General features: G+C 64.0%; 22 protein-coding genes. 14 read left to right on the forward strand and 8 right to left on the reverse strand.

Annotated elements, in window-relative coordinates:
- Both mobF and C8D93_RS13825 read right to left on the reverse strand, forming a co-directional pair.
- A partial coding sequence (mobF, locus tag C8D93_RS13820; RefSeq protein WP_110265808.1) for a MobF family relaxase occupies positions 1-1,960 on the reverse strand: 1,960 nt, incomplete at its 3' end.
- A 181-nt stretch (positions 1,961-2,141) separates the two neighbouring features.
- Positions 2,142-2,453: a hypothetical protein gene (locus tag C8D93_RS13825; RefSeq protein WP_110265809.1), complete on the reverse strand. Its 312-nt coding sequence runs from the start codon at positions 2,451-2,453 to the stop codon at positions 2,142-2,144.
- Between the two features lie 654 nt (positions 2,454-3,107).
- Here C8D93_RS13825 and C8D93_RS21240 point away from each other — a divergent pair.
- The gene (locus C8D93_RS21240; RefSeq protein ID WP_281269318.1) at positions 3,108-3,239 is read left to right on the forward strand and encodes a hypothetical protein; all 132 of its coding nucleotides are present in this window, start codon (positions 3,108-3,110) and stop codon (positions 3,237-3,239) included.
- Between the two features lie 80 nt (positions 3,240-3,319).
- Here the strand turns inward: C8D93_RS21240 and C8D93_RS13835 are convergent, their stop codons facing one another.
- Both C8D93_RS13835 and C8D93_RS20435 read right to left on the reverse strand, forming a co-directional pair.
- Positions 3,320-3,754, reverse strand: coding sequence for a hypothetical protein (locus C8D93_RS13835; RefSeq protein WP_110265811.1), 435 nt, complete (start codon positions 3,752-3,754; stop codon positions 3,320-3,322).
- Positions 3,755-3,772: 18 nt separating this feature from the next.
- The gene (locus tag C8D93_RS20435; protein ID WP_146216612.1) at positions 3,773-4,063 is read right to left on the reverse strand and encodes a hypothetical protein; all 291 of its coding nucleotides are present in this window, start codon (positions 4,061-4,063) and stop codon (positions 3,773-3,775) included.
- A gap of 246 nt (positions 4,064-4,309) precedes the next feature.
- On the opposite strand from C8D93_RS20435, the gene C8D93_RS13840 reads away from it, so the two are divergent.
- The 4 genes from C8D93_RS13840 to C8D93_RS13855 all read left to right on the forward strand — a co-directional run bounded on the left by C8D93_RS13840 (position 4,310) and on the right by C8D93_RS13855 (position 7,555).
- Positions 4,310-5,056, forward strand: a complete 747-nt coding sequence (locus tag C8D93_RS13840) for a DUF5131 family protein (protein ID WP_110265812.1) — start codon at positions 4,310-4,312, stop codon at positions 5,054-5,056.
- Positions 5,057-6,355 (forward strand): three-Cys-motif partner protein TcmP, encoded by a 1,299-nt coding sequence (locus C8D93_RS13845; RefSeq protein ID WP_110265813.1) that lies wholly within the window; start codon positions 5,057-5,059, stop codon positions 6,353-6,355.
- 140 nt (positions 6,356-6,495) lie between these two features.
- A complete protein-coding gene (locus tag C8D93_RS20440; RefSeq protein ID WP_146216613.1) occupies positions 6,496-6,984 on the forward strand; it encodes a LexA family protein in 489 nt (162 codons plus the stop codon).
- Between the two features lie 37 nt (positions 6,985-7,021).
- On the forward strand, positions 7,022-7,555 hold the full coding sequence (locus C8D93_RS13855; protein WP_146216614.1) for a GNAT family N-acetyltransferase: 534 nt from the start codon (positions 7,022-7,024) through the stop codon (positions 7,553-7,555).
- Positions 7,556-7,662: 107 nt separating this feature from the next.
- Here C8D93_RS13855 and C8D93_RS13860 read toward each other — a convergent pair whose 3' ends face one another.
- From C8D93_RS13860 to C8D93_RS13875, 4 genes are all read right to left on the reverse strand, one after another.
- Positions 7,663-8,853, reverse strand: coding sequence for a GIY-YIG nuclease family protein (locus C8D93_RS13860; RefSeq protein WP_110265816.1), 1,191 nt, complete (start codon positions 8,851-8,853; stop codon positions 7,663-7,665).
- A complete protein-coding gene (locus tag C8D93_RS13865) occupies positions 8,846-10,903 on the reverse strand; it encodes a DEAD/DEAH box helicase (protein WP_110265817.1) in 2,058 nt (685 codons plus the stop codon). Before C8D93_RS13865 ends, C8D93_RS13860 begins: the two co-directional genes overlap by 8 nt.
- The gene (locus tag C8D93_RS13870; protein ID WP_110265818.1) at positions 10,900-13,680 is read right to left on the reverse strand and encodes a class I SAM-dependent DNA methyltransferase; all 2,781 of its coding nucleotides are present in this window, start codon (positions 13,678-13,680) and stop codon (positions 10,900-10,902) included. The genes C8D93_RS13865 and C8D93_RS13870 overlap by 4 nt, the downstream gene beginning before the upstream one ends.
- Before the next feature lie 412 nt (positions 13,681-14,092).
- The gene (locus tag C8D93_RS13875) at positions 14,093-14,905 is read right to left on the reverse strand and encodes an amidohydrolase family protein (protein WP_211307352.1); all 813 of its coding nucleotides are present in this window, start codon (positions 14,903-14,905) and stop codon (positions 14,093-14,095) included.
- Between the two features lie 140 nt (positions 14,906-15,045).
- Between C8D93_RS13875 and fliS the strand changes: the two genes are divergently transcribed.
- From fliS to fliG, 9 genes are all read left to right on the forward strand, one after another.
- Positions 15,046-15,432, forward strand: a complete 387-nt coding sequence (gene fliS, locus C8D93_RS13880; protein ID WP_110266006.1) for a flagellar export chaperone FliS — start codon at positions 15,046-15,048, stop codon at positions 15,430-15,432.
- Positions 15,429-16,025 carry a PilZ domain-containing protein gene (locus tag C8D93_RS13885; RefSeq protein ID WP_110265819.1) on the forward strand — a complete coding sequence of 199 codons (597 nt, stop codon included), beginning with the start codon at positions 15,429-15,431 and terminating at the stop codon, positions 16,023-16,025. The genes fliS and C8D93_RS13885 overlap by 4 nt, the downstream gene beginning before the upstream one ends.
- Positions 16,026-16,038: 13 nt before the next feature.
- The gene (locus C8D93_RS13890; protein WP_110265820.1) at positions 16,039-16,674 is read left to right on the forward strand and encodes a response regulator; all 636 of its coding nucleotides are present in this window, start codon (positions 16,039-16,041) and stop codon (positions 16,672-16,674) included.
- Between the two features lie 135 nt (positions 16,675-16,809).
- On the forward strand, positions 16,810-18,273 hold the full coding sequence (gene rpoN, locus C8D93_RS13895; RefSeq protein ID WP_110265821.1) for an RNA polymerase factor sigma-54: 1,464 nt from the start codon (positions 16,810-16,812) through the stop codon (positions 18,271-18,273).
- 107 nt (positions 18,274-18,380) lie between these two features.
- Positions 18,381-19,829: a sigma-54 dependent transcriptional regulator gene (locus tag C8D93_RS13900; RefSeq protein WP_110265822.1), complete on the forward strand. Its 1,449-nt coding sequence runs from the start codon at positions 18,381-18,383 to the stop codon at positions 19,827-19,829.
- Positions 19,830-19,866: 37 nt separating this feature from the next.
- Positions 19,867-20,403 carry a TlpA family protein disulfide reductase gene (locus C8D93_RS13905; RefSeq protein WP_110265823.1) on the forward strand — a complete coding sequence of 179 codons (537 nt, stop codon included), beginning with the start codon at positions 19,867-19,869 and terminating at the stop codon, positions 20,401-20,403.
- Between the two features lie 74 nt (positions 20,404-20,477).
- On the forward strand, positions 20,478-20,804 hold the full coding sequence (gene fliE, locus C8D93_RS13910; RefSeq protein WP_110265824.1) for a flagellar hook-basal body complex protein FliE: 327 nt from the start codon (positions 20,478-20,480) through the stop codon (positions 20,802-20,804).
- Positions 20,805-20,818: 14 nt separating this feature from the next.
- The gene (fliF, locus tag C8D93_RS13915) at positions 20,819-22,438 is read left to right on the forward strand and encodes a flagellar basal-body MS-ring/collar protein FliF (protein ID WP_110265825.1); all 1,620 of its coding nucleotides are present in this window, start codon (positions 20,819-20,821) and stop codon (positions 22,436-22,438) included.
- A 29-nt stretch (positions 22,439-22,467) separates the two neighbouring features.
- On the forward strand, positions 22,468-23,454 hold the full coding sequence (gene fliG / locus C8D93_RS13920) for a flagellar motor switch protein FliG (protein ID WP_170124046.1): 987 nt from the start codon (positions 22,468-22,470) through the stop codon (positions 23,452-23,454).
- Positions 23,455-23,480 lie beyond the last annotated feature (26 nt).

Below are 23,480 nucleotides of genomic sequence, written 5' to 3' on the forward strand. Positions count from 1 at the left end.
GGATGTCGCGCGCGCCGTCGTTGAGAGCAGTCTTGTCGACGTTGCGCGCTGTCAGCATCAGCGTCTGCGCGCGATCGTCGCCGGCGGCGCGCCAGTGCTCGAGAATGGCCTTGAGCCGCTGATCGCGGTCCGGGGTCTCACGGGTGTCGGGTTTGAGGCGCGCCATTGCGGCCGGGATGTCGCCCTGAATCGCGGCGCGAAGGGCCGCCTTGTGCTCGTCACGCGTCTGCCGGCGCAGCTCGTCCAACTCGATGTGCTTCATGAGGGGCAGCATCTGCGCGAAAGGCTTGCCGGCCCCGATGGCGGGAAGCTGCTGCGGATCGCCGATCAGGATCACGCGGGCGCCTAGGCGCTCGGCGAGAAAGCTCAGTTTGCGCATGTCGGCGCTGCCGACTTGCGAGGCTTCATCGAGCACCCAGGCTTCCTTCTCGTGCTCGACGCGCAGCTTCGCGGCCTCGTGCGGGTCGGCGTTCTTCAGGGCCGACCATGCGCGCTCCGCTGCGTTCAGATGCTTTCGCAGCGTGCTGGATTCGATGCCGCTTTCACGCGCGAGCTGGCGGGCGGCGTCGGCATTGCCGGCCAAGCCTTTCAGCGTATAGCCGCGGCTTTCGAGCAGCTGCCGAGCGCTGCCGAGCATGTAGGTTTTGCCGGTACCAGGCCGGCCGAGCACGCCGATGAAGCGGTCGCGGCTGGTGGCGATCAGCGTGGCGGCTTTGCGCTGTCCATCGTTGAGATTGGTGCGCGCCAGGGTCGCAGCAGCCTCGCGCTGGCTCATCACTGGCGACATGGCATTCTCGCCGCGCTGGACAGCCTCCAAGGTGCGTTTTTCCTGTTCAAGGGCCTTCGGCGTGGTCCATGCATCGCGCGCGCCCAGGCGCGTTTCTCGCAGCGCACCGCCGGCTGCGTAGCGGCGCACGGCGGCCGAGGCATCCGCTAGGCGCAGGCGGCCAACGCCGTTGGCCAAGGTCTCGCGCAACAGGTCACCTCGGAGGAAGGCGGCCTCGCTTTCGGATAGCCGGTCCGAGGCATCGAGGATTGCTCGGGTGTCGTCGAAGCGTTCCGTCGGTGTCACGTCGCCGGTCTTGAGTGCATCGGCGAGCACGCGATCGCCGTCGAAGCCGTGCTCTTGGGCTTGTGCCTTCCAGTGCTCCGCGATCGCTTCGCGGGAGTATGGTTGCTTGCCGGAGCGCGTTCGCAGTGCAGCCTGTTCCGCAGCCTTGGCGCCGGTCAGGCCGCGCTCCGCCATCGCGCGCTCGATGTCTTCCCGTCGCGTTGAGAAGGCTTCGATCAGCGGCTTGGGCACGGCAGCCAACTCAAAGCTGCCATCGCGTGCCGTCTTCTCGACGGCATAGCCGAGGCGCTGCGCGTCGGCGGCGAGCTCCGCCCGATAGATCATGCCGCCCAGCTTCTGGTCCTCGTAAAACGGCTTGGACTCGAGCGCAACCCAGCGGCCATCGGCGCGCTGCGTGACATTGGCCATGACCGCGTGCGTGTGCAGCTGCGGGTCCATGTTGCGGCTGGTGTGGTGCTCGAACAGCGCCGCGACCAGGTTGTCGCCCTGACGCTGGCGCCCTTCCCAGGCCCAGCCGCCGCGCTGGCGATAGGCGGTGCTGTGCTCCTGAAGGTAGGCCAGTGCCTTCTTGACGGCGCGCTCGTGTGCTTCGCGCAGGCGCGCGTCGCCGAAGGCTTCGACCATGATCGACACGCTCTTCGGCGCGCTGAAGGTCAGATCCCAACCCGGCTGGGTTGTCTTCAGCGAAGTGCCGTCCGGGAGCTTGCCGTCGAGAAGATTCTTGAAGGAGTCGGGATCAACGGCACCGGATAGTCCCAGGCGCTGCGCTGCGGCGCCCCACCATTGACCTTGTGCGTCGGACGACTCCGAGCCGGCGGTGTAGTAGTCGTCCTTCTCGTAGTACGAGACGGCAGCCGCGCTGTCGCGCAAACGTGAAATCGTGAGCATCGGGCCTGCTCCTGCAAGTCCGATCCCGTCGCCCTGTCCGCGATCCTACCGCGCCAGGCCTCGCGCCGTTCGATCTATCTGCGCTTTCGAATTTCCCGCTTCGGTGGTCGATCCCAGCTCGGATTCGGCCATTCGCGACCAGTGACTGAAGAAGGGTCTCAATCGGCCAGGGCGCCGGGGGTCACGGCAAGTCTGAAATCCTCATCGATTCGTCGCGGCGCATCGGCTCCAGATCAACGCCGTCGTGCTTCTCGCCGATCGCGGCCAGGGTTGAACCCAAACCCAGTTCGACCGCCGGCACGCCATCGCGGTGGTGCTTACCCAGTATCTCGATTGCCTGATCGCAGGTCAGCTCGCCGCGGATCAGCTTGGCGTCGAGCGCCCGCGCGATCGGGCTCGCGGGTGGTAGCCCCTCGCGGAGGTTGCTGCGCTCGGCTGCAGCCAACGCGGCAGCGCGTGCGCCTTCGGGGTGGATGTTCGAGTTCTGCGTCATGCTGGCTCCCGGTGCAGTGTGGGATTCCGTATCGTATTTCGTATCGTAGTTACGGAATACGATACGAAGCGCGGTGGCGGGCCAGGATGCGGAACCATCTCAAGGCCTCACGCGTCTCGAATGGTTGCCGCGAAGACATACGATAACGCGACTCGGGCTATCGTCGCTTCCACGTCCGAAACTGCGCATCGACGTTTCGCATGCGAAACGGATCAGAACAGAAAAAGGCGACTGCCGCGAGGGGCCGCCGCCCGAGTCGACCCCGGTCAAAGGGAGGGAAAGCAACCGGGGCTGCTCGCCATTCTACTGAACGCGACGTGATAGGAACTCACTCATGCCCATAGCGAGTGTTCTCTGATCAGCGCACTTTTCAGAATCGTCAGCTAGGACGACTTCACCCTTGAAGACTGTGGCTTCTGGCGTCGGCTGCACGGCGCGGTGCCGGTTCGCAAGACAAGAGATCTGAGAAATAGATAAAAGAGCTAAAATAGCCAATGTTTCACGTGGGACATCGGCGGCGTTTCGCATGCGAAACTGAGGCGGCGGCCCCTTGGAGCGACGATGACTACGGATACAGCACCGGACGTTCGGTACAGCTTGGTGATCTCGGCAGACCTCGATAGTCGCCTTGAAGCACTGGCGCAGGACCGCTCCATGAGCAAGGCCGACATCCTGCGGCGCGGGCTGGCGCTGTATGAGGTTGCGGTTGGCGCTCAAGCGACGGGCAACCGGTTCGGAATCGTCGATCCGGATGGCCGGCTCTCCACAGAGATTGTGGGGCTCTGATGACGATGGTTCAGTGAGAACGGGCAGCGATGTCGCGGCCCGTTAGGGCTTCGGGCCTCGTCGCCGCCCAGCACGATGACCTACCGCCCGCTGTGGCGATAGGCCGTCGTCAGCCGCGGCATGCTCTGCGGATGCAACTCTCCCAGCTTCGGGGTCTGTCCAAAGAGCGGATGGCGCGGCAGCGCAAACCATTCGTCGGTATATGGGAGGGTGACCAGCTGCCGGAGGCTGAACTTCGTGTCCGAGCTCAGACCCGCGCGCGCATATTCGTCGGGATGATCGTGACGGGTGATCTCGAACTCATGCGGGTAGAGCCGCGCACGATTGCTGGTGCCGTAGCAGACCACAACCCGAAACGCCTGGCTCGCATCGCCAGGCGCGGGGTCGAGCACTTTAAGAATGATCGCCGGCCGGTCTTTGATGCCAGGGGCCGGGCGAACCAAGTCGGTCGGGAAGCGGCACAGCACCACGTCAGCGGCGGCCGGCTTCGGAAATGGGGCTGGCGCGGCGCTCATACCGCGCCACTCTGATGCTCAGTCGATGATCGAGCTGAGCACACGGCCGTCGGTCGACTGAGGCACGCGCGACCGGATTGCTTCGTAAGCGGCCTCCGGAACGTCGCCGATGTTCGGATCGTACTGCGGTAGTTCGCGCGCAATGAATTGCGCCAACGCCTCGTGGATGAGCTGCGTTTCGCTAACGCCCAGTTGCTCGGCTGCTTCGATTGCTGTTCTTTTTGTGACTCCATGCCGTGTGTCTTTGTCCCGCCAACGAAGCAAGGTCGTGGCGCCCTTGTGGGAGGTTGCTGCTTTCGAGATTTTCATTGCCATCTTCGGGAATTAGGCGCCGCAACTCGGCGCCGAGCTATACCGATATGCGCAGTATAGCAAAATGCTATCTGTATAGCAAATTGATAGCATTGCTGCGTTTCGCATGCGAAACGCGGGGCTAGATGGCCTCATCCCGGATTGTCGTTTCATTTGATTATTGTAACGTCAATCAAGATCAGGGTATCATCGCGCACGCTTTGCAGCTTTTGCCTTAAGGATCTATACCTTGCGGCCGACGCCATGACGACCAACAGCAAAATCGAGTGGACTGAGCAAACATGGAACCCCACTGTCGGCTGCACGAAAGTGAGCGCGGGGTGTAAGCACTGCTACGCCGAAACCATGGCGCACCGACTGCAGGCGATGGGCGTGGCGGGCTACGACGAAGGCTTCAAGCTCGTGCTGCGACCTGAGCGGCTTTCCGAACCGCTCAAGCGCAGAAAGCCGACGATCTACTTCGTCAACTCGATGTCCGACGTGTTCCACGAGAAGGTGCCGTTCGACTACATCGACCGGATTTTCGACACGATCCGCCAGACGCCTCATCACACGTATCAGATGCTGACCAAGCGTGCCGGCCGGATGGCTCGCTATTTCGAGAAGCGCACTCCACCGGCGAATGCATGGCTGGGAGTTTCTGTTGAGAACCGACGACATGGTCTTTCGCGGATCGATGAGCTCAGGAAAGTTCCGGCGCAGATCCGGTTCTTGTCCGTGGAGCCGCTGTTAGAGGCTTTGGGCGAGCTCGATCTGACCGGAATACATTGGGTCATCGTCGGCGGCGAGTCGGGTCCAAAAGCGAGGCCGATGAAGCTTGCTTGGCTGGAAGAAGTTCGCCAGCAGTGTGAGACTGCGGGTGTCGCCTTCTTCTTCAAGCAATGGGGCGGCTGGGGGGCTGATGGCCGGCGGCGCGCGAAAAAGCTCAATGGTCGCATCCTGAATGGTCGCACCTGGGACGCAATGCCCAGCCAACACATGGGGCCCTGAATGGTTTCAAACCACTATGAGTGGGCCATCGGCGGCAAGCTTCCGACGCTAGAGCATCACAGCCGGGCGAAGCACGAAATTCTCGGTGCGTACCTATCTGCCTACGTGCAGACATTGGTTTCCGTCCCCCATCGCGATGAGTTCAAGCTGACGCTCGTCGACGGCTTTTCCGGCGGCGGTCTGTTCACTCTGGCGGGCTCGAGCCAGGAAATGCCAGGCTCCCCGCTAATCATGCTCGATGCGATGAAAGAAGCGCAGGCGCTGGTCAACCAGGATCGAGCCAAGCCGATTCACTTCAACGTCGACTACTTCTTTATCGACAAGCACCCGGGTGCCACAGCGTTCCTGGAGCACACGCTCAAGGATCGTGGCTATGGAGCGCAGCTCAACGGCAACGTCATTGTCTGGAACGCGGATTTCAACGACAAAGCCGAATCAATCATTCAGCACGTCAACACGAGAATGCCGCGCATGGGTCGAGCAATATTTCTACTCGACCAATACGGCTACTCCGAGGTTCCCACCGATATGATCCATAAGATCATGCGGACAATCCCCGGCAGTGAAGTGATCCTGACGTTCAACGTCTCATCGCTGTTGACGTACATTTCCGACAAAAACGATCGTGCGCAGAAGCTACTCACTGGTGCCGGCGTTCCGGAGGCTCTGCGTGGGCGAAAGATCGAAGACATCAAGATGCACGAGGCAGATTGGCGCCTGTTCATCCAGTCATGTCTCTACCCTGAGCTGGTCGACAAGTGTGGCGCCGAGTTCTACACGCTGTTTTTCATCCGCTCAGAGCAAGGTCACGGTGACTACTGGTTCATTCATCTGTCCCGTCATGCCCGCGCCCGGGACGTGATGACGAAGATTCACTGGGACAAGGGAAATTTCTTCATTCACTACGGCGGCGCAGGATTGAACATGTTCGAGGGTCTTGGCTATTCGCCAAGCCTCGACACCCGGAATTCGAACCAGGGACAGCTCGGATTCGGCTTTGGCGACACCGAACGCAGGCTGAGCGTCGATACGCTGATGGAGCAGATTCCGAGCCTTGTTTACTCTGCGCCAGACGAGTGCGTCGTCTTCAACGAAATGTTCGCGACCCACTGCAACATGTCACCGGCGCACGCTGAGCTGCACAAAGAGGCCGTGTCGAAACTGCGCGACCTCGGTGAGGTCGAGGTGGTTAGTGCCAGCACCGGCAAGGTCACGTCGGCAAGGATTCAGGGCGGCGACGTCATTCGTGCGCCTGCGCAGAGGGTTCTCTCCTTTCCGCGCGACCTCGGCAAGAAGTAACTCAGGCCTGACGCCTCGTGACTTCAAAGGTTGCTTCGACCCACCACACGCTTCGCCAACACGGTGGCGCACGACCTGGCGCAGGGCGTCGCGTAGGTTCAGGCAAGTACGGTGAGCCCACACGAAACATCCGAGTGCCTGTGTCGGCGCTTCCGCGTGTCGCCGCCTTTCTGGATGGCTATACCGGAACGGGCGCACTGTCATCGTCGTCAGCCAAGCTGGCACTGCGTGACCAGCGCCTGATCCGCCGGTTTTCAACCAAGGTCGCGGCGGGCGCTCCAACTCCAACAGACGATCATCTCGACGACGATTGCGACTTGACCGACCTTCTTGTCCGCAATCCGGAGACTACCTTTATCTACACGGTCGCAGGCGATTCAATGGACCTCGCGGGCATACTGGACGGTGACAATGTCCTTGTCGACCGGTCGCTGAGTCCTAGTTCAGGGGACATCGTGCTCGCTGTTCTCGCAGGAGGAGAGCACACGATTAAGCGCTTGACGGTCCGCAATGGGGTGCCGGAGCTCCATCCGGAATCGTCCAACCCAGAAAACAAGCCCCTTGTCGCCGAAGGAGGTGAACTGTCACTGTGGGGGGTCGTGAGCGCCGTCGTTCGCCGGATGCGGTAATAGCGAAATCCACATCCTTTCTGGGGAGTGCATAGCCATGCTGAAGCCGTATCATCCAGATCATTTCCCGTGGATGAAATCGCTGATCATTGAGGGCGCAGGAACTGGCGTCTATGATCGCTCACTTCGGCTTCCAAACGCGGAGATTGCGTTTTTTCGCGGGCTGCAAATCGGTTTGCGCACTGGTCACGTCCACGGCCCTGACGGGCGATCAGAGCTGCTGCATGCGCACCTCTTCTACGCCAACGAGAACTCCAAGAAGCCTTGCGGATTCGCCTTATTCAAAGGCGAAGAGCAGAGCCAGATGGTTGAATTCTGGATGGCATCGATCTCGCCGGGCTATCGTCGGCGCGGATTCGGATTTCAGCTATTCAAAGAAGCCCTCAATCTGTACGGAAACCGCATCATCATCGCCCGATGCAACAAGGGCTCCGATGTCGCAATTCGGATGCTTGCTAACCTGAGGTTCATTCACGTAGGAACCGGCAACAGTGAAGGCACAGTATTTCTCACTTCGCCAAATACGCCGCAGAAGCTGTTCGATGAGATGAAGAGGTTGTTCGCGGCGTAGACACCGCCAATCCGCCAGTTTCCGAAGATGCTTCGACTCCAGTGATCAGGCGTTTCCTGCGTACAGGGAAGCTTCGCCTCTACCTCCCCGCAAAGTGGGGTGCGGGACTACCCCTCAATTAGACTGGCAGTCTCCGGATGGTAGATCACCTGGGTTATCGATCCATCCCTGATGCGCTGCACCGCCTCATCAATGACGTGCAGGGGAACCAGGAACCATTCCCGCGGCCGTACCGGATGGCCGAAGCGATCGTTGATCGTGAGATCAAGCTGCGCCGGTGCGAAGACGCGGTGGAAGAGGTTCTCTAGCTTGGTGCGGTTGATGCCGGCTAGCTTGTAACTTGCCACGACCTCGACCTCAGCCAGCAGGTAGGTCGCGTCGTTCGCCGCGTTGGCGATGCGAGTCTCGATCTTTCCGCCGGTGACGCCGATCTTGTGGATCAGCTCGCGGTGCTCAGAGACGAAGGGGTGGTTGGATTTGCTGCGCAGCACGTAGATGGTGCCACTTTCAACGTCGTCGTCTTCCCAGGTTTCGCTGAAGAGCGGCCCTGCGTTCGGATCGGTTACGCGCCGTCCGGCCTCATCCTTGTAGAGGGCTCGCTGGAGTGATCGGCGGAGCAGGTTGCTTTCAGTGCCGTTGGAGTAGATCACGCGCAGTCGCGCGTCATTCTCGCCGTTGGGCGCCTTGATGGTTTCCCCCACTTCCGCGACGTAGACGAGCTGCCCGCCGAGGATGAACAGATTGCCCTCGTCGATGCTGGCGTCTTTGCCGAATGGGCGCGTTTGCCGAGCCCCAGCCTTGAGCTCGCGCTCCGCGAGCTCGAAAAGCGGCTCGAAGCGATCAAAGTCCTCGCACCTTTCACGATCGGCAATCTCCTCAGCCGCACGTATCTCCGCCGTGGAACGAACGTGCCGCAGCTCGGTGATGTCGCCTGGTGAAGCGACATCGACGCCTAGCTGGGCCAGCAGTTCATCATCGTCAAGGTCGTCAGCAGACTTCACCGCGGCGGCCGGACTTTCCGCGGCCAAGAGTCCTTGATGGTCAAGGGGCTCCAGTAGGGTCCGGCAGCCGTCCAATTCGCGCAGGCGGTCGAGACGGACGGCATATAGCCGCTCGAAGATGTCGCGGTCTTCGCCATGCTGAGGGGTGCGCCCGTGCTGCTCGACGAAACGCTGAATTTCCTCAAAGCCGGCGATGACGCGCTCCTCTCGGGGTGTCCGGCTTGAGCCCTTCTTCGCCTCGCTCTCGACACCGAGCGCCTCCAGCAGCGCATCGTCTTCTTCGGTGAGCTTAGCCACGCGCGGCCTCCGCCTTCATCCTGGCCAGAAAGGCAACGCCTTCGGCCATGCGCTTCTCCCAGGCGTCCGGTGACGTGATCGACGGCAATCGCCCGCGCTCCTGCTTGAATTTCAGAGCACGTTTTGCAAGCTCCCGCGCTTCGTCAAGCGTAAGGGCCGTGCGTTTGGCCGAGATCGCGGCAGCAACCTGCTTGAACCTCTCGTCATCCATTGCCTTCGCAAGTATCGCGTACGCCTCTCCGAACGGATTGATTCGGTCGATGAGGTCGATGTCCAGCTCGCGCACGTCCATCGCGAACTTGCGCACACCGTCGATCAGAGCGGTGTTGGCTACCGGCCCACCGTTGCCACCCTCAAGCGCCGCCTTCTTGGCTTGTTGCGTCAGGTTGAGGGCAGCAATGGCGTGCTGGCGCACCGCTTCCTGATCATCTTCGTCGAGGTCCGGGTACTTTTCCTTGATGATCTTGCCCATCCGAACCTGAGTCAGCTCCTCGGGGACAAGCTCCGAATCGAACAGGCCGCGCTCGATCGCGGTCTTGTCCTGAACGAAAGTCGCGATCACCTCATTCAGATCTTCCCGGCAGATTCGAGCTGCTTCCTGAGTCTTCGGCTCGGTGAGGCCCATGATCTCGATCTGGTACTGGCCTGTTTCCTCATTGACGCCGACGTTGCACTTGTTGGGGTCATAGCCGCCTTCGCCGTAGTTGAACCCTTCGACCGGGCCGCTGTTGGGGTTCTTCGGCTTGAACTCAAAGCGCGGTGCGAGCACTTGCTCCATGAGCAGGCTGGCGGCGATCGCCTTCAAGGTGTCGTTCACCGCTTCGGTGACGGCCTGCTCGGAGGCGTCCGGCTCAGCAATCAGGTTCGTGAAGCGAGCGCGGGTCTTGCCTGGAGCGTCACGGGTGGCGCGACCGATGATCTGGACGATCTCCGTGAGGCTGGACCGATACCCGACCGTTAGCGCGTGCTCGCACCATATCCAGTCGAAGCCTTCCTTCGCCATGCCCAGGGCGATGATGATATCGACGTGGTCGCGATTGTTCTTCTGCGTCGGGTCCCTCAATGCGGCAGACACCTGGTCGCGTTTGGCTGGCTCATCATCGACCAGGTCGGCGATCCGGAGTACGCGGCCGTCCGTAGCCTTGACCAGCTGGAACCCCGTTACCGGATCGATGCCCTGCCATGAGCCCAGCTCTTCGATGATGTGCTCGACCTCTCGAATCTTGTCCTTGGTGCTCTCGCGCGAGTTCACGTTCGGGATATGGACGATCGTCTTCTCCGCGGAATCGAGCACCTTGAGAATGTCGTAGACGTAGGAGCCGGAGTAGAAGAAGTAACCCATGTCGAGCTGCTTCAGATGCTCGTAGCCGTTCAGTTGCTCGTAGTAGGTATAGGTAACCGTATCGAACTTCGACTCGTCGTGCGGCGCAAGGACGGCCTCGGCGTCGCCACGGAAATAGGAGCCCGTCATCGCGACAATATGCACCTTGTCGCGGGCGATGAACTGACCAAGATGAGCGCCAAGCCTATTGTCCGGGTTCGCGGACACATGATGGAACTCGTCGACGGCGATCAGCCTGCCGTCGAACGCCTCGACGCCAAACTGATCGACAGCAAACCGAAATGTGGCGTGGGTGCAGACCAGTACCTCGTCGCCACTGTCTAGGAAGGCGCGGACTGACTTGACTTTGCCACCGTTGTCCGGTCCTGGTGCATTGCACAGGTTCCATTTCGGCTCAACATGCCAATTCGCCCAGAACCCGAACGTCGTTAGCGGCTCGTCGTGGAAACTGGCTCCGATCGACCTTTCCGGCACGACGATGATCGCCTGCTTCAGGCCCTGGTTGTGAAGCTTGTCGAGCGCGATGAACATGAGCGCACGGCTTTTTCCAGAGGCGGGAGGCGATTTGATGAGCAGGTACTGCTCGCCGCGCCGCTCGTAGGCGCGCTCCTGCATTGGCCGCATACCGAGTGCGTTCGCCTTAGTCGAACAGCCGGTCTGAGCGTAGGAAACCGAAATAGACGGAACGGTTCTCTTCTCGTCGGTCATAAGCCTGCCTCCGCCTTGCGCTTCCTAGTCGGCCCGACGGCCGCAGCTATCTTCGTGTGCAGCTCGAAAAGTTTTTCCAGTCGCTCGGTGTCATTGCGGAAGCGACGGCCGATGTAGATGCGTTCGAGAACCTCATCGTTGCGCTCGTGCGCTTCGCGCAGATCGGCAGGCATCCCTTCAGGATCGTAGAGATCCGCGATCGTTGCTGGGAAATGGACTTCACGTATCAGTAAAATGTCTTCGGCGCACCGACTGAGGTCAGATCTGTTCTTCTCGGTAAGGGTAGGCACAGGGAATGTGTTCCAGCCCAGGGTATTCGAGTAGCGGAAGTCCGCTTTCAGCTTGCCGCAGACGGTCGCAATCCAGACGAGATGTAGGCGCGAAGCAATGAGGGCTAGGTTCCAGAGTGGGGCGTCGTAGATAGCGAAGGCGAGGTTGCTGATGATCGTTCCGGGTCTGCAGAACCCCACAGGTAGGTATTCCCGTGCTTCCGACGAAACGCTCGGAACGATGATGACCGTTTCATCACCTGTTTGCCGTACTTCCCCGAAGCGGTACGGAACAGAAGCAAGCGCCTTAGTCGTTCTTCGGTCGGATGCAGAACGTTGCTCTCGAACAGCATCGAAGCGGTTGCTTAGCCAGTCATTGTTTCGAGCGGCTGCAAAATCTTCATCGTGTACCCATAGGCAGCGGCGCTCGATGCCGCGAATGAATTCCTGCGAACCAAGGAAAGGGCGGATAAACGACGGTTCCACACCGTGTTCGGTCAGTGCGGCATTTGCCTCAGTCAGCGATAGCAGCAGGTGACCACCATCGTTTGGCATGTTTCCGAAGCGCATTTCGCCGATATCTGAAAGCGGTGATGACGATGGGGCGATCGTCACGTTTCGGCCCGGAACCAGATAGGCATTAATGTTCTCGGCGACCTTAACTGTACTGCCTGACTCGCCGCTTTCGGAGTACAGAAGTCTAGTTCGCGTCGGCCGGTTCGTGATCCCGACAATGACAACGGTCACCCCTGCGTTGTGACTTGCAAGGTTGGCCCATTTGAACGACGTATGCGCAAACGCGATCGCATGCCCGGTTGAGAAGATGAGCTGCCAAAGCGTTTCGACTTGCCGCCCTTGACAGATCGAGTTGGTAGAGACGAACGCAGAGACGCAGGCAGTTCGTGTTCCGTAGTCAGCCGCCTTCATGAACCAGCCGGCCACATAATCCAGCGACTTCCAGTTGTCCGTTCGACCCTCGAAGATACTTTTGAGGTCCGCCTTCTGCTCCGCCGTCTGCCATTGGCTCCCCCTATAAGGCGGATTCCCGCAGATGTATGTCTCGCCTCCCTCGTTCTCGAACTCAATCTCCGCCTGGTCCAATGGTGCACTTAGCAAGTCGCCGCCAAGCAACCTCACGTTCGTTCCCGTGGGTGGACAGGCGCTGAGCCAGTCCATCTGTAGCGCATTGCCGCGTGTAATCCAATTCTGTTTGTCGAGCGGCAAAAACTCTGCCAGCGCCTCCTTCTGACCGCGGTAGAGCACATCGCACTGGAATTCGGCAATGATCAGAGCAAGACGCGCAATCTCTGCTGAGAAATCGCGCAGTTCGATACCTCGAAAGTTCGTCTTCGGAATTTCGCTCTTGCGTCCAGGCTCGCCGCGCCGCTCGTTGATCGTGTTCTCGATCTCTCGCATCTGCTTGTAGGCGATAACCAGGAAGTTGCCCGAGCCGCAGGCCGGATCGAACACTCTGATCCTCGCCAAGCGCTTGCGCAGGTTGAGCAGCATGCGAGGGTTGGTGCCTGCTTCCTCAAGGCGCGCCCGCAGATCATCGAGGAACAGTGGATTGAGCACTTTGAGGATATTCGGCACGCTGGTGTAATGCATACCCAGCGCGCCGCGCTCCTCGTCGTCCGTGACGGCCTGGATCATCGACCCGAAAATATCCGGATTGATCTGCGTCCACTCAAGGCCGCCGATACGCAGTAGGTAGGACCGCGCGATCTTGCTGAATCGCGGAACCTCCGGGCTGCCCGAGAAGAGTCCGCCGTTGACGTAGGGGAAGGTGTTGGCCCATCGCGGTAGCGCAGCGGATGCGCGATCAGCAATCGGCGTGTTCATGGCGCGGAAGATTTCGCCGATCACCTCGTGGGTGTTGGACGAATCCCGCGCACTCATCCGCTCGACCGTGTTCGTGAACAGAGCCTTCTCGTTGAAGATGCCCGTATCTTCGGCAAAGAAGCAAAAGATCAGCCGCGCCATGAAGTGATTCATGTCTGGGCGGCGTTCGGCGGTTCCCCAAGCCGCGTTGTCCCTCAGCAGTTCGATATAGAGCCGGTTCAGTCGGCTGGTGGCCCTGATGTCGAATGAGCTTTCGCGAACCTGCTTAACGGTTGTGATTCCGGCCAAGTGCAGGAAAGAACCGAAGTGATCCGGAAAATCGCGGTAGGCGCAGGCGACCGTGTCGCCGGCCTCCAGATCCTCGGCCTTCAAATCAGTGCCGTCTGTCGCGAGGATAAAGCGTGCCTTCGCCCGGGCCGTCGCCGGGCTTGCCTTCAACGCTGCGAGGGCCTTCGCGACTTCCCCCGGAGGGCTGACGGCGATATGGATGTTGTTTGTCTGAAGAACGCCGCCCAGGTCGGACTTGTTCGATGCGCCCGAGCGCAGGCGCTTGATCGTCGTCTCCTTGTTCCCGAACGCCCGTAGAAAGGCGAACGGGAACTCGGCGGGATCAAAGGGCTGATCCGCCAAGGTCGATACCGCTTCTTCGATCTCTACTGCATTCATGGTTCGCGGGCTGTGCCCCGGTGAAGGGCTGGGACGGCCGATTGACAAAAGCCTGTGCGGGTGAGGGCCTCCGATAGCATGCCGACGACATCACTGACGGTTTCGCATGCGAAACCGCCTTTGGCGCGCTGCTGGCATACCCTGGATTAGACCCCGCCACACGTTTCGCATGCGAAACGCGGAGCCGCTAGGCTCATCTGCACTATATCCGCACTCGCACCGCATCCGGCCGCAATTTTGCGTTCACCGCTGCACCTTACTGCACCCCTGCAATTTGAGTCGATTCAGATAGTTGCTGATGAATCAACAGATTGCGAGCGGCGCCGGGCCGGCTTAGAAGGCTCGTGCTCTATCCAACTGAGCTACAGGCGCAGATCGACGCGGCGGATTCTACGTCAGCGACGGCGGCGAATCAGGCATCGAGCGCATAGACGCGGCGGGCATTGCCGGCGAGGAACAGCTCGCGGGTCTGCTCGTCGAGGCCCAGGCCGTCGAAACCGTCGAGGGTCTGTTCCGGCGTGAGCATCGGGTAATTGCTGCCCCAGAGCACCTTGCGACGGCCGTGACCGCGCAGGAAGTCGACCAGCGCCGGCGGGTAGCGTTTGGGCACGTAGGCCGAGGTGTCGATGTAGAAATTCTCGTGCTTGGTGGCGACGGCCACGGCCTCGTCGGTCCACGGGTAACCGATGTGGCCGCCGACGATGACCAGCTCGGGAAAGTCGAGCGCGATCTGATCGAGATAGATCGGGCGCCCGACCTCGGACGGCATCAGCGGCCCGGTATGGCCGATCTGCGTGCAGAACGGCACGCCCAGGTCGCAGCAGGCGGCGTAGAGCGGGTAGTAGCGGCGGTCGGTGGGCGGCAGCTCGAACAGCCAGGGCAGCACGCGGATCGCCCGGAAGCCGAGTTCCTGCACACAGCGTCGTGCCTCGCGCACGGCGTCCATCGGCCGCGTGATGTCGACCGACCCGACGCCGACGAGACGCTGCGGCGCCTGCGCGACGAAGCCGGCGACCTCGTCGTTGCCGATCAGCGTGCGCCTCGGCGCATGCCAGGCGCTGATCAGGGCGCGGTCGACCCCCGCCGCGTCCATCTGCGCGAGGGTGGCGGCCACCGGCAGCTCGGCCTCGGGCAGGCGGCTGCGCGTCCAGCGGCGCAGGGAGTCGAAGATGGGGTCCTGCATCTGGCGCAGCGTCGGGTGCTGCGCCCAGGCGTCGATGATCATGGAGCCTCCGGGCATGGCGACGTTCGTCGCCGACGAGCGGTCGGGCGGCATGATCGCACGCCCGTCCGTCACGGGACGGGGTTAAAGACTCGCTCCGCGTGGTCGATACAGGCAGCGAACCCTTGCGACAGCCGACGACCGTGTCCTACGCCGCCCTGCAGCAGTATCGAAGCACCTCGAACTACGGTGGCACCGTCGAGGCCTCGCCGCACAAGCTGGTGGAGATGCTCTACACCGGCGCGATCGACCGCCTGGCCACGGCACGCGGCGCGGTGTTGCGTGGCGAGGTGGCGGTCAAGCTGCGCACGCTCGGCTCGGCGCTGGCGATCGTCGAGCATCTGCGGCTGAGCCTGGACCACGAGGCCGGCGGCGCCATCGCACGCAATCTCGATGCGCTCTACGACTATCTCGGCCGCCGCCTGCTGCAGGCCAACGTGCGCGACGACGTCGAGGCGATCGACGAGGCGCTGGCGCTGCTGCGCCAGATCAAGTCGGCCTGGGACGGCATTGCCCCCACGCGGCAATGAACGCGACCGAAGGCCCGCTCGACCACTGGCTCGGCTACCGGGACTGCCTGCCGCTGGCGCTCACGCCACTGACGCAGGCATCGGTGGCGCAGCTCGAGCACTGGCACGACCAGAACCTGCGCGCACTGCACGCGATCGCCGTGCTCGACGAGCGGCATGTCGGCAGCGAGACCGGCGGCGCGCTGGAGACCGAGGTCGAGCGCCTGCACCAGAAGATCGACGTGGTGCTCGAGCTGCTCGGCGCGGTGTTGCGGGCGGGGCGCAGTGAGGCGCCGGCAGTGCCGGTGCGCCTGAGCCGCGAGGGCCTGTCGTGGCCGGTCGGGCATCCGGCGCCAACGGACGCGCGGCTGCTGGTCGAGCTGAGCCTGCACCCCTGCGCACCGGCGCCGCTGTGCTGGCCCGTCCAGCTCATCGGCGAGCACGAGGGCGAGACCTGTGCGCGCTTCGAGGACATGAGCGAGGCGCTCGGTGCCGCGCTGGAACGTTTCGTGTTCACCCGGCACCGGCGGTCGGTCGCTGGTGCGCGTTCGCCGGCCGGCACGGTCGCGGCGTCAGGTCCCCCCCGACAATCGGTCCGTCATCCGCCACCATGAAAGGGACCTTGTCATGCGCCTCGTCCTGGCCGATTCCCGCACACTCGTTCTCGCCGGCTTCAAGCGCCTGATCGAGGAACACACGGACGCCGCAGTCGTCGGCGAGGCGCGTGACGGACAGTCGCTGCTCGAACTGGTTGGTCAGCTGCGCCCCGACGCGGTCCTCACCGAGATCGACCTGCCGAAGATCAGCGGACTCGAGGCCTTGGTGCAGATTCACCGGCACTACCCCGAGGTGGCGGTGCTGGTGCTCACCGGCCTGACCGACGGTCAGCACGTGCGCGCGGCCCTGCGCGCCGGCGCCGCCGGCTTCCTCGACAAGGATGCCGAGCCGATGGAGCTCGGCCTTGCGCTGCGCGCAGTACAGCGGCGCCAGATCTATCTGAGTCCTTCGATCTCTCATGCCGCCGTCGAGCGCCGCAACGGCCACCTCGCCGAGGACCGCGTGGCACTGACGCCGCGCCAGCGTCAGGTGCTGCAGCTCATCGGCCGCGGCAAGTCGACCAAGGAGATCGCCGGCCTGATGGGGGTGAGCATCAAGACGGTCGAGACGCATCGCGCGCGCATGATGAATGCGCTGGGGCTCTACGGCACCAATGCCCTGATGCGCTACGCGATCCGCACCGGGCTCGACTACGCCCACGTCTGAGGCGGCATCGTCGGAATTCCGACGCTTGTCGGGGTTTACACGACATCACGTCAGGAAAATCTTGCTTTGGTTTGCGCCGCCGCTTCGCCAATCTGAATCCGGGATCTGGCACGGCCATAAGAGGAGACAAGGCGCATGAAACCGCACCTGCAGATGAAGACGACGCAGACGATGGCGATGACGCCACAGCTGCTGCAGTCGATCCGTCTGTTGCAGTTGTCGTCTCTGGAACTCGAACAGGAACTGCGCGAGGCGCTGGAGCGCAACGTCCTGCTCGAGCCGGTCGAGGAGGACGAGGAAGAACCTGCCACCCACGAGGCCTCGGCGGATGACGCCGGGGCGGCCGATGCCGAGGAGATCGCCTCGGTGAGCGGTGCGGATGCCGGCGCGACCGCGGAGGTCGAGGCCGACTTCGACTGGTCCAGCCGCGAATCCTGGTCGGGCGGCGAGCCGCCGGACGAGGATGGCGAATCCTGGGAAGCCCGCATCGGGCAACCGGCCGCCACGGATGCCCGCGTCGCCGCCATCGAGCAGTTGCAGCTCGTCGTGCGCAACGAGCGCGAGGCACGACTGGTGGCCGCGATCGTCGAGGCCGTCGACGACAACGGCTACCTCGGCCAGCCGCTCGACGGCATCGCGCTGGAATCCGGACTCGATCCGCTGCCGGCGCCGGCCGAGGTCGAGGCCGCGCTGCGGCTGGTGCAGTCGGTCGAGCCGACCGGCTTCGCCGCGCGCGACCTGCGCGAATGTCTCGACCTGCAGCTTCGGGCGCAGCCGGCCGGTACCGCCGGTCTCGCGCTGGCGGCGCGCATCGTCGACGAGAGTCTCGACGCCATCGCCGCGCGCGACTTCGACGGCCTGTGCGCACGCTACGAGGTCGACCACGTGGACCTGCACGCGGCGCTCGATCTGGTGCTCTCGCTCAACCCGAAGCCGGGCGCCGCCTGTGCGGCGGCGGCCGAAGCCGCGCTGCCCGACCTGATCGTCAGCGGCACGCCGGGTGCGTGGAAGGTCGAACTCAACGGCGAGCGGCTGCCGCGCCTGCGCGTCAACGCCATGTACGAACGCGCGCTGAGCAACCAGGCCCACCGGGCGCTGCGCGACCAGCTCCAGGAGGCGCGCTGGATGGTGCGCGGCATCGAGATGCGCCACGACACGCTGCTGCGCACCGGACGTGCGATCTTCGAACGGCAGACGGCGTTTCTGGAGCGTGGCGAGGAGGGCATGGCGCCGCTGACGCTGCGCGAGATCGCCGAGGCGATCGGCATGCACGAATCGACGATCTGCCGCGTGACCACGAACAAGTGGGTGCAGACGCCGTGGGGCGTCTACGAACTCAAGGCCTTCTTCCCGTCGCAGATCGCGATGCGCGAAGGCGACACCTCGGGCACGGCCGTCAAGGCGATGATCCGCCGCATCGTCAACGGCGAGAACCCGCAGGCGCCGCTGGCCGATGGCGACATCATGGCGCTGCTGGCGCGCAACGGGATTCACGTGGCGCGGCGCACGGTCGCCAAGTACCGCGAGGCGATGCAGATTCCGTCCGCCAAGGAACGGACACCGGTCGTCGGGCCGCGACGGGCGTGGATGGCGCGCTGAAGTAAAACGGTGGTGCGCGATCGGGAGTGATCGCGGGCAGGAACAAGAACAAGCAGCGAAGCGACATGGAGTCCTCGCTTGCGTCGTCGAACGCTAGGAGTCACACCATGTCGGAAGGACGGGTTCTGGTCATCGATACCGACGAGGAACGCGCGCAGGAGCTGCGCACGGTTCTCGAGTTCGTTCACTGCCGTGCGCAGGTGACGGACCGGCCCGCCGACATCATCGACACCTCGCCGCGCGACTGGAACGCCGTGATTCTCGGCAGGCTCGCCGGCCAGGCGCTGGCGCAACTGCTGGAATGGCTGCGCCGCGACCGCATGCACGCGCCGCTGCTGGTCCTGCAGCCCTACTACGATGCCGTGCTCAAAGCCTCGGGACTCGATCGCAGCGCCTGCCTGCAGCTCGACACGCCGGTACGCTACGTGCAGCTCTCCGAACTGCTGCGGCGCGCCGAACAGATGCAGCCGCAGGTGTCCGCCGCGCCGTCGACCGTCCGTGCGCAGCAGGGACCTACCGGCAACTCCGCAGCGGTGCGCCGCGTCCGTCGCATGATCGAGCAGGTGGCCGGCTTCGACACCACGGTGCTGATCACCGGCGAATCCGGCACCGGCAAGGAAGTCGTCGCCCGGGCGATCCACGAGCGCTCCAACCGCGCCGACAAGCCGTTCGTTGCCGTCAACTGCGGTGCGATCCCGCACGAGCTGCTCGAATCCGAGCTGTTCGGCCACGAGAAAGGCGCGTTCACCGGGGCGATCACCGCCCGCAAGGGCCGCTTCGAGATGGCCGACGGCGGCACGCTGTTCCTCGACGAGATCGGCGACATGCCGCTGTCGATGCAGGTGAAGATCCTGCGCGTGCTGCAGGAACGCACGTTCGAACGCGTCGGCGCCAACCGCAGCTCGCAGTGCGACGTGCGCATCATCGCGGCGACGCATCGCAACCTCGAGGACGCCATCGTCAAGGGCAGCTTCCGCGAGGACCTGTACTACCGGCTCAACGTCTTCCCGGTCGAGATGCCGCCGCTGCGCGAGCGGCTCGAAGACTTGCCCCTGCTGATCGAGGACCTGATCCGCGCGCTCGAACGCAGCGGGCACGGCTCGGTCCGCCTGGGCAGCGACGCAGTGCACGCGTTGCGTGCCTACCACTGGCCCGGCAACGTCCGCGAACTGTCGAACCTGATCGAACGTCTGGCGGTGCTGCATCCGGGCGCCAGCGTCCGCGTGGCCGACCTGCCGCCGCGCTACCGCGCGCAGTCGCCGCTGCCGGCGCTGGCCGAAGCGGAAGACTTCGACGAGCCGATCGACGAGGACGAGGCCCTGCCGGTGTCGCCGGCACTGGGCGATGACGGCACTCCGGGCGATATCGCCGAGCTGCCGCCCGAGGGCATGAACCTCAAGGATCACATCGAACACATCGAGCTGACGCTGATCCGGCAGGCGCTGGAGCAGGCCGGCGGCGTCGTGGCGCACGCGGCCAAGCTGCTCAGCACCCGCCGCACCACGCTGGTCGAGAAGCTGCGCAAGTACGGGCTGAATCGGGAAGTTGCCGCCTGAGGCGCCATCCGGCACGGCGGGCGGGTACGATGCGGCAATGACCGCATCCGTTCTCCCGCGTGGCGTGTTCGCCGGCCTGCTGATGCTGTGCGCCGTGGTCACGCCGGCGTGGGCGCTCGACCGCGGCCAGCCGCCGCCGCAAGCGCTCGGCACCGGTCCCAACTTCAGCGTTCTGCGCACTCCCGACTATGCCGGGCGCATTCTCGTCGTCACGTTCTGGGCGAGCTGGTGCGGGCCGTGCCTCAACGAGATGAGCGTGCTCGAGCGCCTGCAGCAGGAGGCGGGCGACCAGCTGGCCGTCGTGTCGGTCAACATCGAGAGCCTTGCCCGTTTTCGCGAGGTGCGCCGCGTGCTGTCCAAGCGGCTGAGCCTGACGCTGGCGCACGACGGCGACGGCAGCGTGCGCAAGGCCTGGGGTGTCGGGCCGATTCCACACATGTTCATGATCGACCACGAAGGCCGCGTTGCCTACGAGCATCGCGGCTACGGCAATGACTTCATCCCGTCGCTGGTCGATGAGGTCAACGAACTGTTGCGACGACAAGCCCACCCGGACCCGGCGTCGACTCCTTGACGCGCTGAAACCTCCGGCGCCTGGAATGGAAGTTGCTCCAGCGCCCGCAGGTTCCCCGAGCGGTGGGTGAGGCAATGAGCGAGATGGATGTCGGTCGCGTGCTGGCGCAGATCCGTGCCCTGCAGGCGCAGGCGGGCACCCGGCCGGCGACGCCCAACGCCAGCGCCGCCGCACCGCAGGTCGGTTTCCAGTCGCTGCTCAAGGACGCGGTCTCGCAGGTCAACGCGAGCCAGCAGGCCACGAGCCGCCTGCAGGAATCCTTCGCCCGCGGCGACCGCAGCGTCGAGCTGGCCGACGTGATGCTGGCGTCGGCGAAATCCCAGGTGAACTTCCGCGCGATGACCGAGGTACGCAACCGTCTGGTGGCGGCGTACCAGGACATCATGAACATGCCGGTCTGAGCGAGGACTGATCGATGGCACAGGCACAGGCCGCTATGGTCAACGTCCGTCAGCTCGGCGACTCGCCGGCGCTGCGCCAGCTGCTGCTGCTCGGGGGCATCGCCCTCGCGGTCGCCGTCGGCCTGTGGATGTTCCGCTGGTCGCAGGAGCCGGGCTACGCGCCGCTCTACAGCGGTCTGGCCGATCGCGATGCCGCGGACGTGGCCGAGGCGCTGCGCGGCAGCGGCGTGCCGTTCCGCTTCGAGGGCGGCGCGGTCACCGTGCCGCAGGCGCAGGTCGATCAGGCGCGGCTGCAGCTCGCCGCCCAGGGCCTGCCGCGCAGCGGCGGCGTCGGCTTCGAGATGATGCAGCAGGAACAGGGCTTCGGCACCAGCCAGTTCATCGAGAGCGCGCGCTACCAGCATGCGCTCGAAACCGAACTGGCACGGACGATCGGATCGCTGCAGCCGGTGCGCGCCGCACGCGTGCACCTGGCGATTCCCAAGCCGTCCGCGTTCGCCCGCAACGGCAGCACGCCGAGCGCCTCGGTGCTCGTCGATCTGCATGCCGGCCGCACGCTCGAACAAAACCAGGTGGCCTCGATCGTGCACATGGTCGCCTCCAGCGTCGCGGGCATGCCGCCGGGTGCGGTCACCGTCATCGACCAGTACGGCCGCCTGCTCAGCCAGGACGATGCCGACAGTGCCGCGGCGCGCAGCGTCGGGCAGCTCGAGCACACGCGCCGGCTCGAGGGCGACTACGTGCGCCGCATCAACGAACTGCTGCTGCCGATGCTCGGCGCCGGACGCGTCAGCACCCAGGTGGCGGCCAGCGTCGACTACTCGGTGACCGAGGAGGCGCGCGAGACCTACACGCCGGACCCGGGCAAGGTCCGCAGCGAGCAGATTTCCGAGGACACACGACGCAGCGCGACCAGGGCGGTCGGCGTGCCCGGCGCCGTGAGCAACCAGCCGCCGGAAACCCAGGCCGCCGCCGCACTCAACGACACCGGCGGCGGCGAGGACGTGCAGAACCTGTCGCGCGAGACCGTGCGCAACTACGAGCTGGACCGCACGCTGAGCCACACCCGCCAGTCCGTGGGGCGGCTGCAGCGGCTGTCGGTCGCCGTGCTGGTGGACTACCTGCCGCGACCGAAGGCCGACGGCAAGTCGGGCGAGACCGAGCTGGCGCCGCTCAGCGATGCGGAGCTGGCCAAGGTCGAGGCCCTGGTCCGCGAGGCGGTGGGCTTCGACGCCCAGCGCGGCGATTCGGTCAGCGTGCAGAACGCGCCGTTCATCCAGAGCGAGATCGCCGAGCCCGAAGCGGTACCGTTGTGGCAGCGGCCGGCGCTGCGCGATCTGGCGCGCCAGGCCGGCGGCGCGGTGCTGGTGCTCGCGTTGATCCTGTTCGTGCTGCGGCCGACATTGCGCAACCTGCTGGCCACGCCGCTGCGCCCGGTGGCCCAGCCGGCCTTGCCCGCGAGCGACGAGACCGCGCGCCAGCCTGCCGACGATCGTCTGGCACTGTCCGCCGATCCGGCCGCGCTGCCGGCGCTCGCCTACGAGAACAAACTGCAGTCCGCGCGCAACGCTGTTGCGCAGGACCCCAAGCGGGTCGCACAGGTGGTCAAGAACTGGGTGGGACAGGAAGGCTGATGGCCGAGACGCAGATCAAGGAGGCAGCGATCAGCGGCGTCGAACGCGCCGCGATCCTGCTGATGTCGCTCGGCGAATCCGAGGCGGCCGAAGTGCTCAAGCACATGGGCGCCAAGGATGTGCAGAAGCTCGGTGCGGCGATGGCCACGCTGTCGAACGTCTCGCGCGAACGCGCGACCGAGGTCGTCGACTCGTTCATCGAGGAGCTGGACTCGCAGACTTCGCTGGGCGTGGGCGCGGACGACTACGTGCGCCGCGTGCTCGTCGGTGCGCTGGGACAGGACAAGGCGTCCGGTCTGATCGACCGCATCCTGCTCGGCCGCAACAGCAAGGGCCTCGAAGCGCTCAAGTGGATGGAGACGCGCGCGGTGGCGGACATCGTGCGCAACGAACATCCGCAGATCGTCGCCATCGTGCTGTCCTACCTCGATCCGGACCAGGCCGCCGACGTGCTCGGCCAGTTGCCGGAGCGCATGAAGGGCGACGTGCTGATGCGCATCGCGCGGCTCGACGGCATCCAGCCGGCGGCGCTGCGCGAGCTCGACGAGATCATGGAAAAGCAGTTCACCGGCGGCAACAACCTCAAGGCCTCCAGCGTCGGTGGCGTCAAGGTCGCGGCGACCATCCTCAATCTGATGGACTCGTCCGAGGAGCAGGCCATCATCGGCCGCATCGGCGAGGCGGACCAGGAGCTGTCGCAGCGCATCCAGGACCTCATGTTCGTCTTCGACGATCTTGCCGAGGTCGACGATCGCAGCGTGCAGACGCTGCTGCGCGATGTCGGCGGCGAGACGCTCGGGCTCGCGCTCAAGGGCGCCGACCCGCGCGTGCGCGACAAGATCCTCCGCAACATGTCCAAGCGCGCCGCCGAGATGCTGGTCGAGGACATGGAGGCCAAGGGACCGGCCAAGCTGTCGGACGTCGAGGCCGCGCAGAAGGAAATCCTGGCCGTGGCGCGGCGTCTGGCGGACGCCGGCACCATCGTCATCGGCGGCAAGGGCGAGGCCTTCGTGTGAGCGCGCGACACGGTGTTTTGCGCGCC

This window comes from Sinimarinibacterium flocculans, assembly GCF_003201205.1.
Classification (GTDB): Bacteria; Pseudomonadota; Gammaproteobacteria; order Nevskiales; family Nevskiaceae; genus Solimonas; species Solimonas flocculans.

Coding starts and splice junctions, on each gene's coding strand:
- C8D93_RS13845 (WP_110265813.1), top strand. CDS start 5,057: ATGGTTTCAAACCACTATGAGTGGGCCATCGGCGGCAAGCTTCCGACG.
- fliF (WP_110265825.1), top strand. CDS start 20,819: ATGGCACAGGCACAGGCCGCTATGGTCAACGTCCGTCAGCTCGGCGAC.
- C8D93_RS13890 (WP_110265820.1), top strand. CDS start 16,039: ATGCGCCTCGTCCTGGCCGATTCCCGCACACTCGTTCTCGCCGGCTTC.
- C8D93_RS13900 (WP_110265822.1), top strand. CDS start 18,381: ATGTCGGAAGGACGGGTTCTGGTCATCGATACCGACGAGGAACGCGCG.
- C8D93_RS13865 (WP_110265817.1), bottom strand. CDS start 10,903: ATGACCGACGAGAAGAGAACCGTTCCGTCTATTTCGGTTTCCTACGCT.
- C8D93_RS13885 (WP_110265819.1), top strand. CDS start 15,429: ATGAACGCGACCGAAGGCCCGCTCGACCACTGGCTCGGCTACCGGGAC.
- rpoN (WP_110265821.1), top strand. CDS start 16,810: ATGAAACCGCACCTGCAGATGAAGACGACGCAGACGATGGCGATGACG.
- C8D93_RS13870 (WP_110265818.1), bottom strand. CDS start 13,680: ATGAATGCAGTAGAGATCGAAGAAGCGGTATCGACCTTGGCGGATCAG.
- fliE (WP_110265824.1), top strand. CDS start 20,478: ATGAGCGAGATGGATGTCGGTCGCGTGCTGGCGCAGATCCGTGCCCTG.
- C8D93_RS13840 (WP_110265812.1), top strand. CDS start 4,310: ATGACGACCAACAGCAAAATCGAGTGGACTGAGCAAACATGGAACCCC.
- C8D93_RS13825 (WP_110265809.1), bottom strand. CDS start 2,453: ATGACGCAGAACTCGAACATCCACCCCGAAGGCGCACGCGCTGCCGCG.
- C8D93_RS13855 (WP_146216614.1), top strand. CDS start 7,022: ATGCTGAAGCCGTATCATCCAGATCATTTCCCGTGGATGAAATCGCTG.
- C8D93_RS13905 (WP_110265823.1), top strand. CDS start 19,867: ATGACCGCATCCGTTCTCCCGCGTGGCGTGTTCGCCGGCCTGCTGATG.
- C8D93_RS13875 (WP_211307352.1), bottom strand. CDS start 14,905: ATGATCATCGACGCCTGGGCGCAGCACCCGACGCTGCGCCAGATGCAG.
- C8D93_RS20435 (WP_146216612.1), bottom strand. CDS start 4,063: ATGAAAATCTCGAAAGCAGCAACCTCCCACAAGGGCGCCACGACCTTG.
- C8D93_RS13835 (WP_110265811.1), bottom strand. CDS start 3,754: ATGAGCGCCGCGCCAGCCCCATTTCCGAAGCCGGCCGCCGCTGACGTG.
- C8D93_RS21240 (WP_281269318.1), top strand. CDS start 3,108: ATGAGCAAGGCCGACATCCTGCGGCGCGGGCTGGCGCTGTATGAGGTT.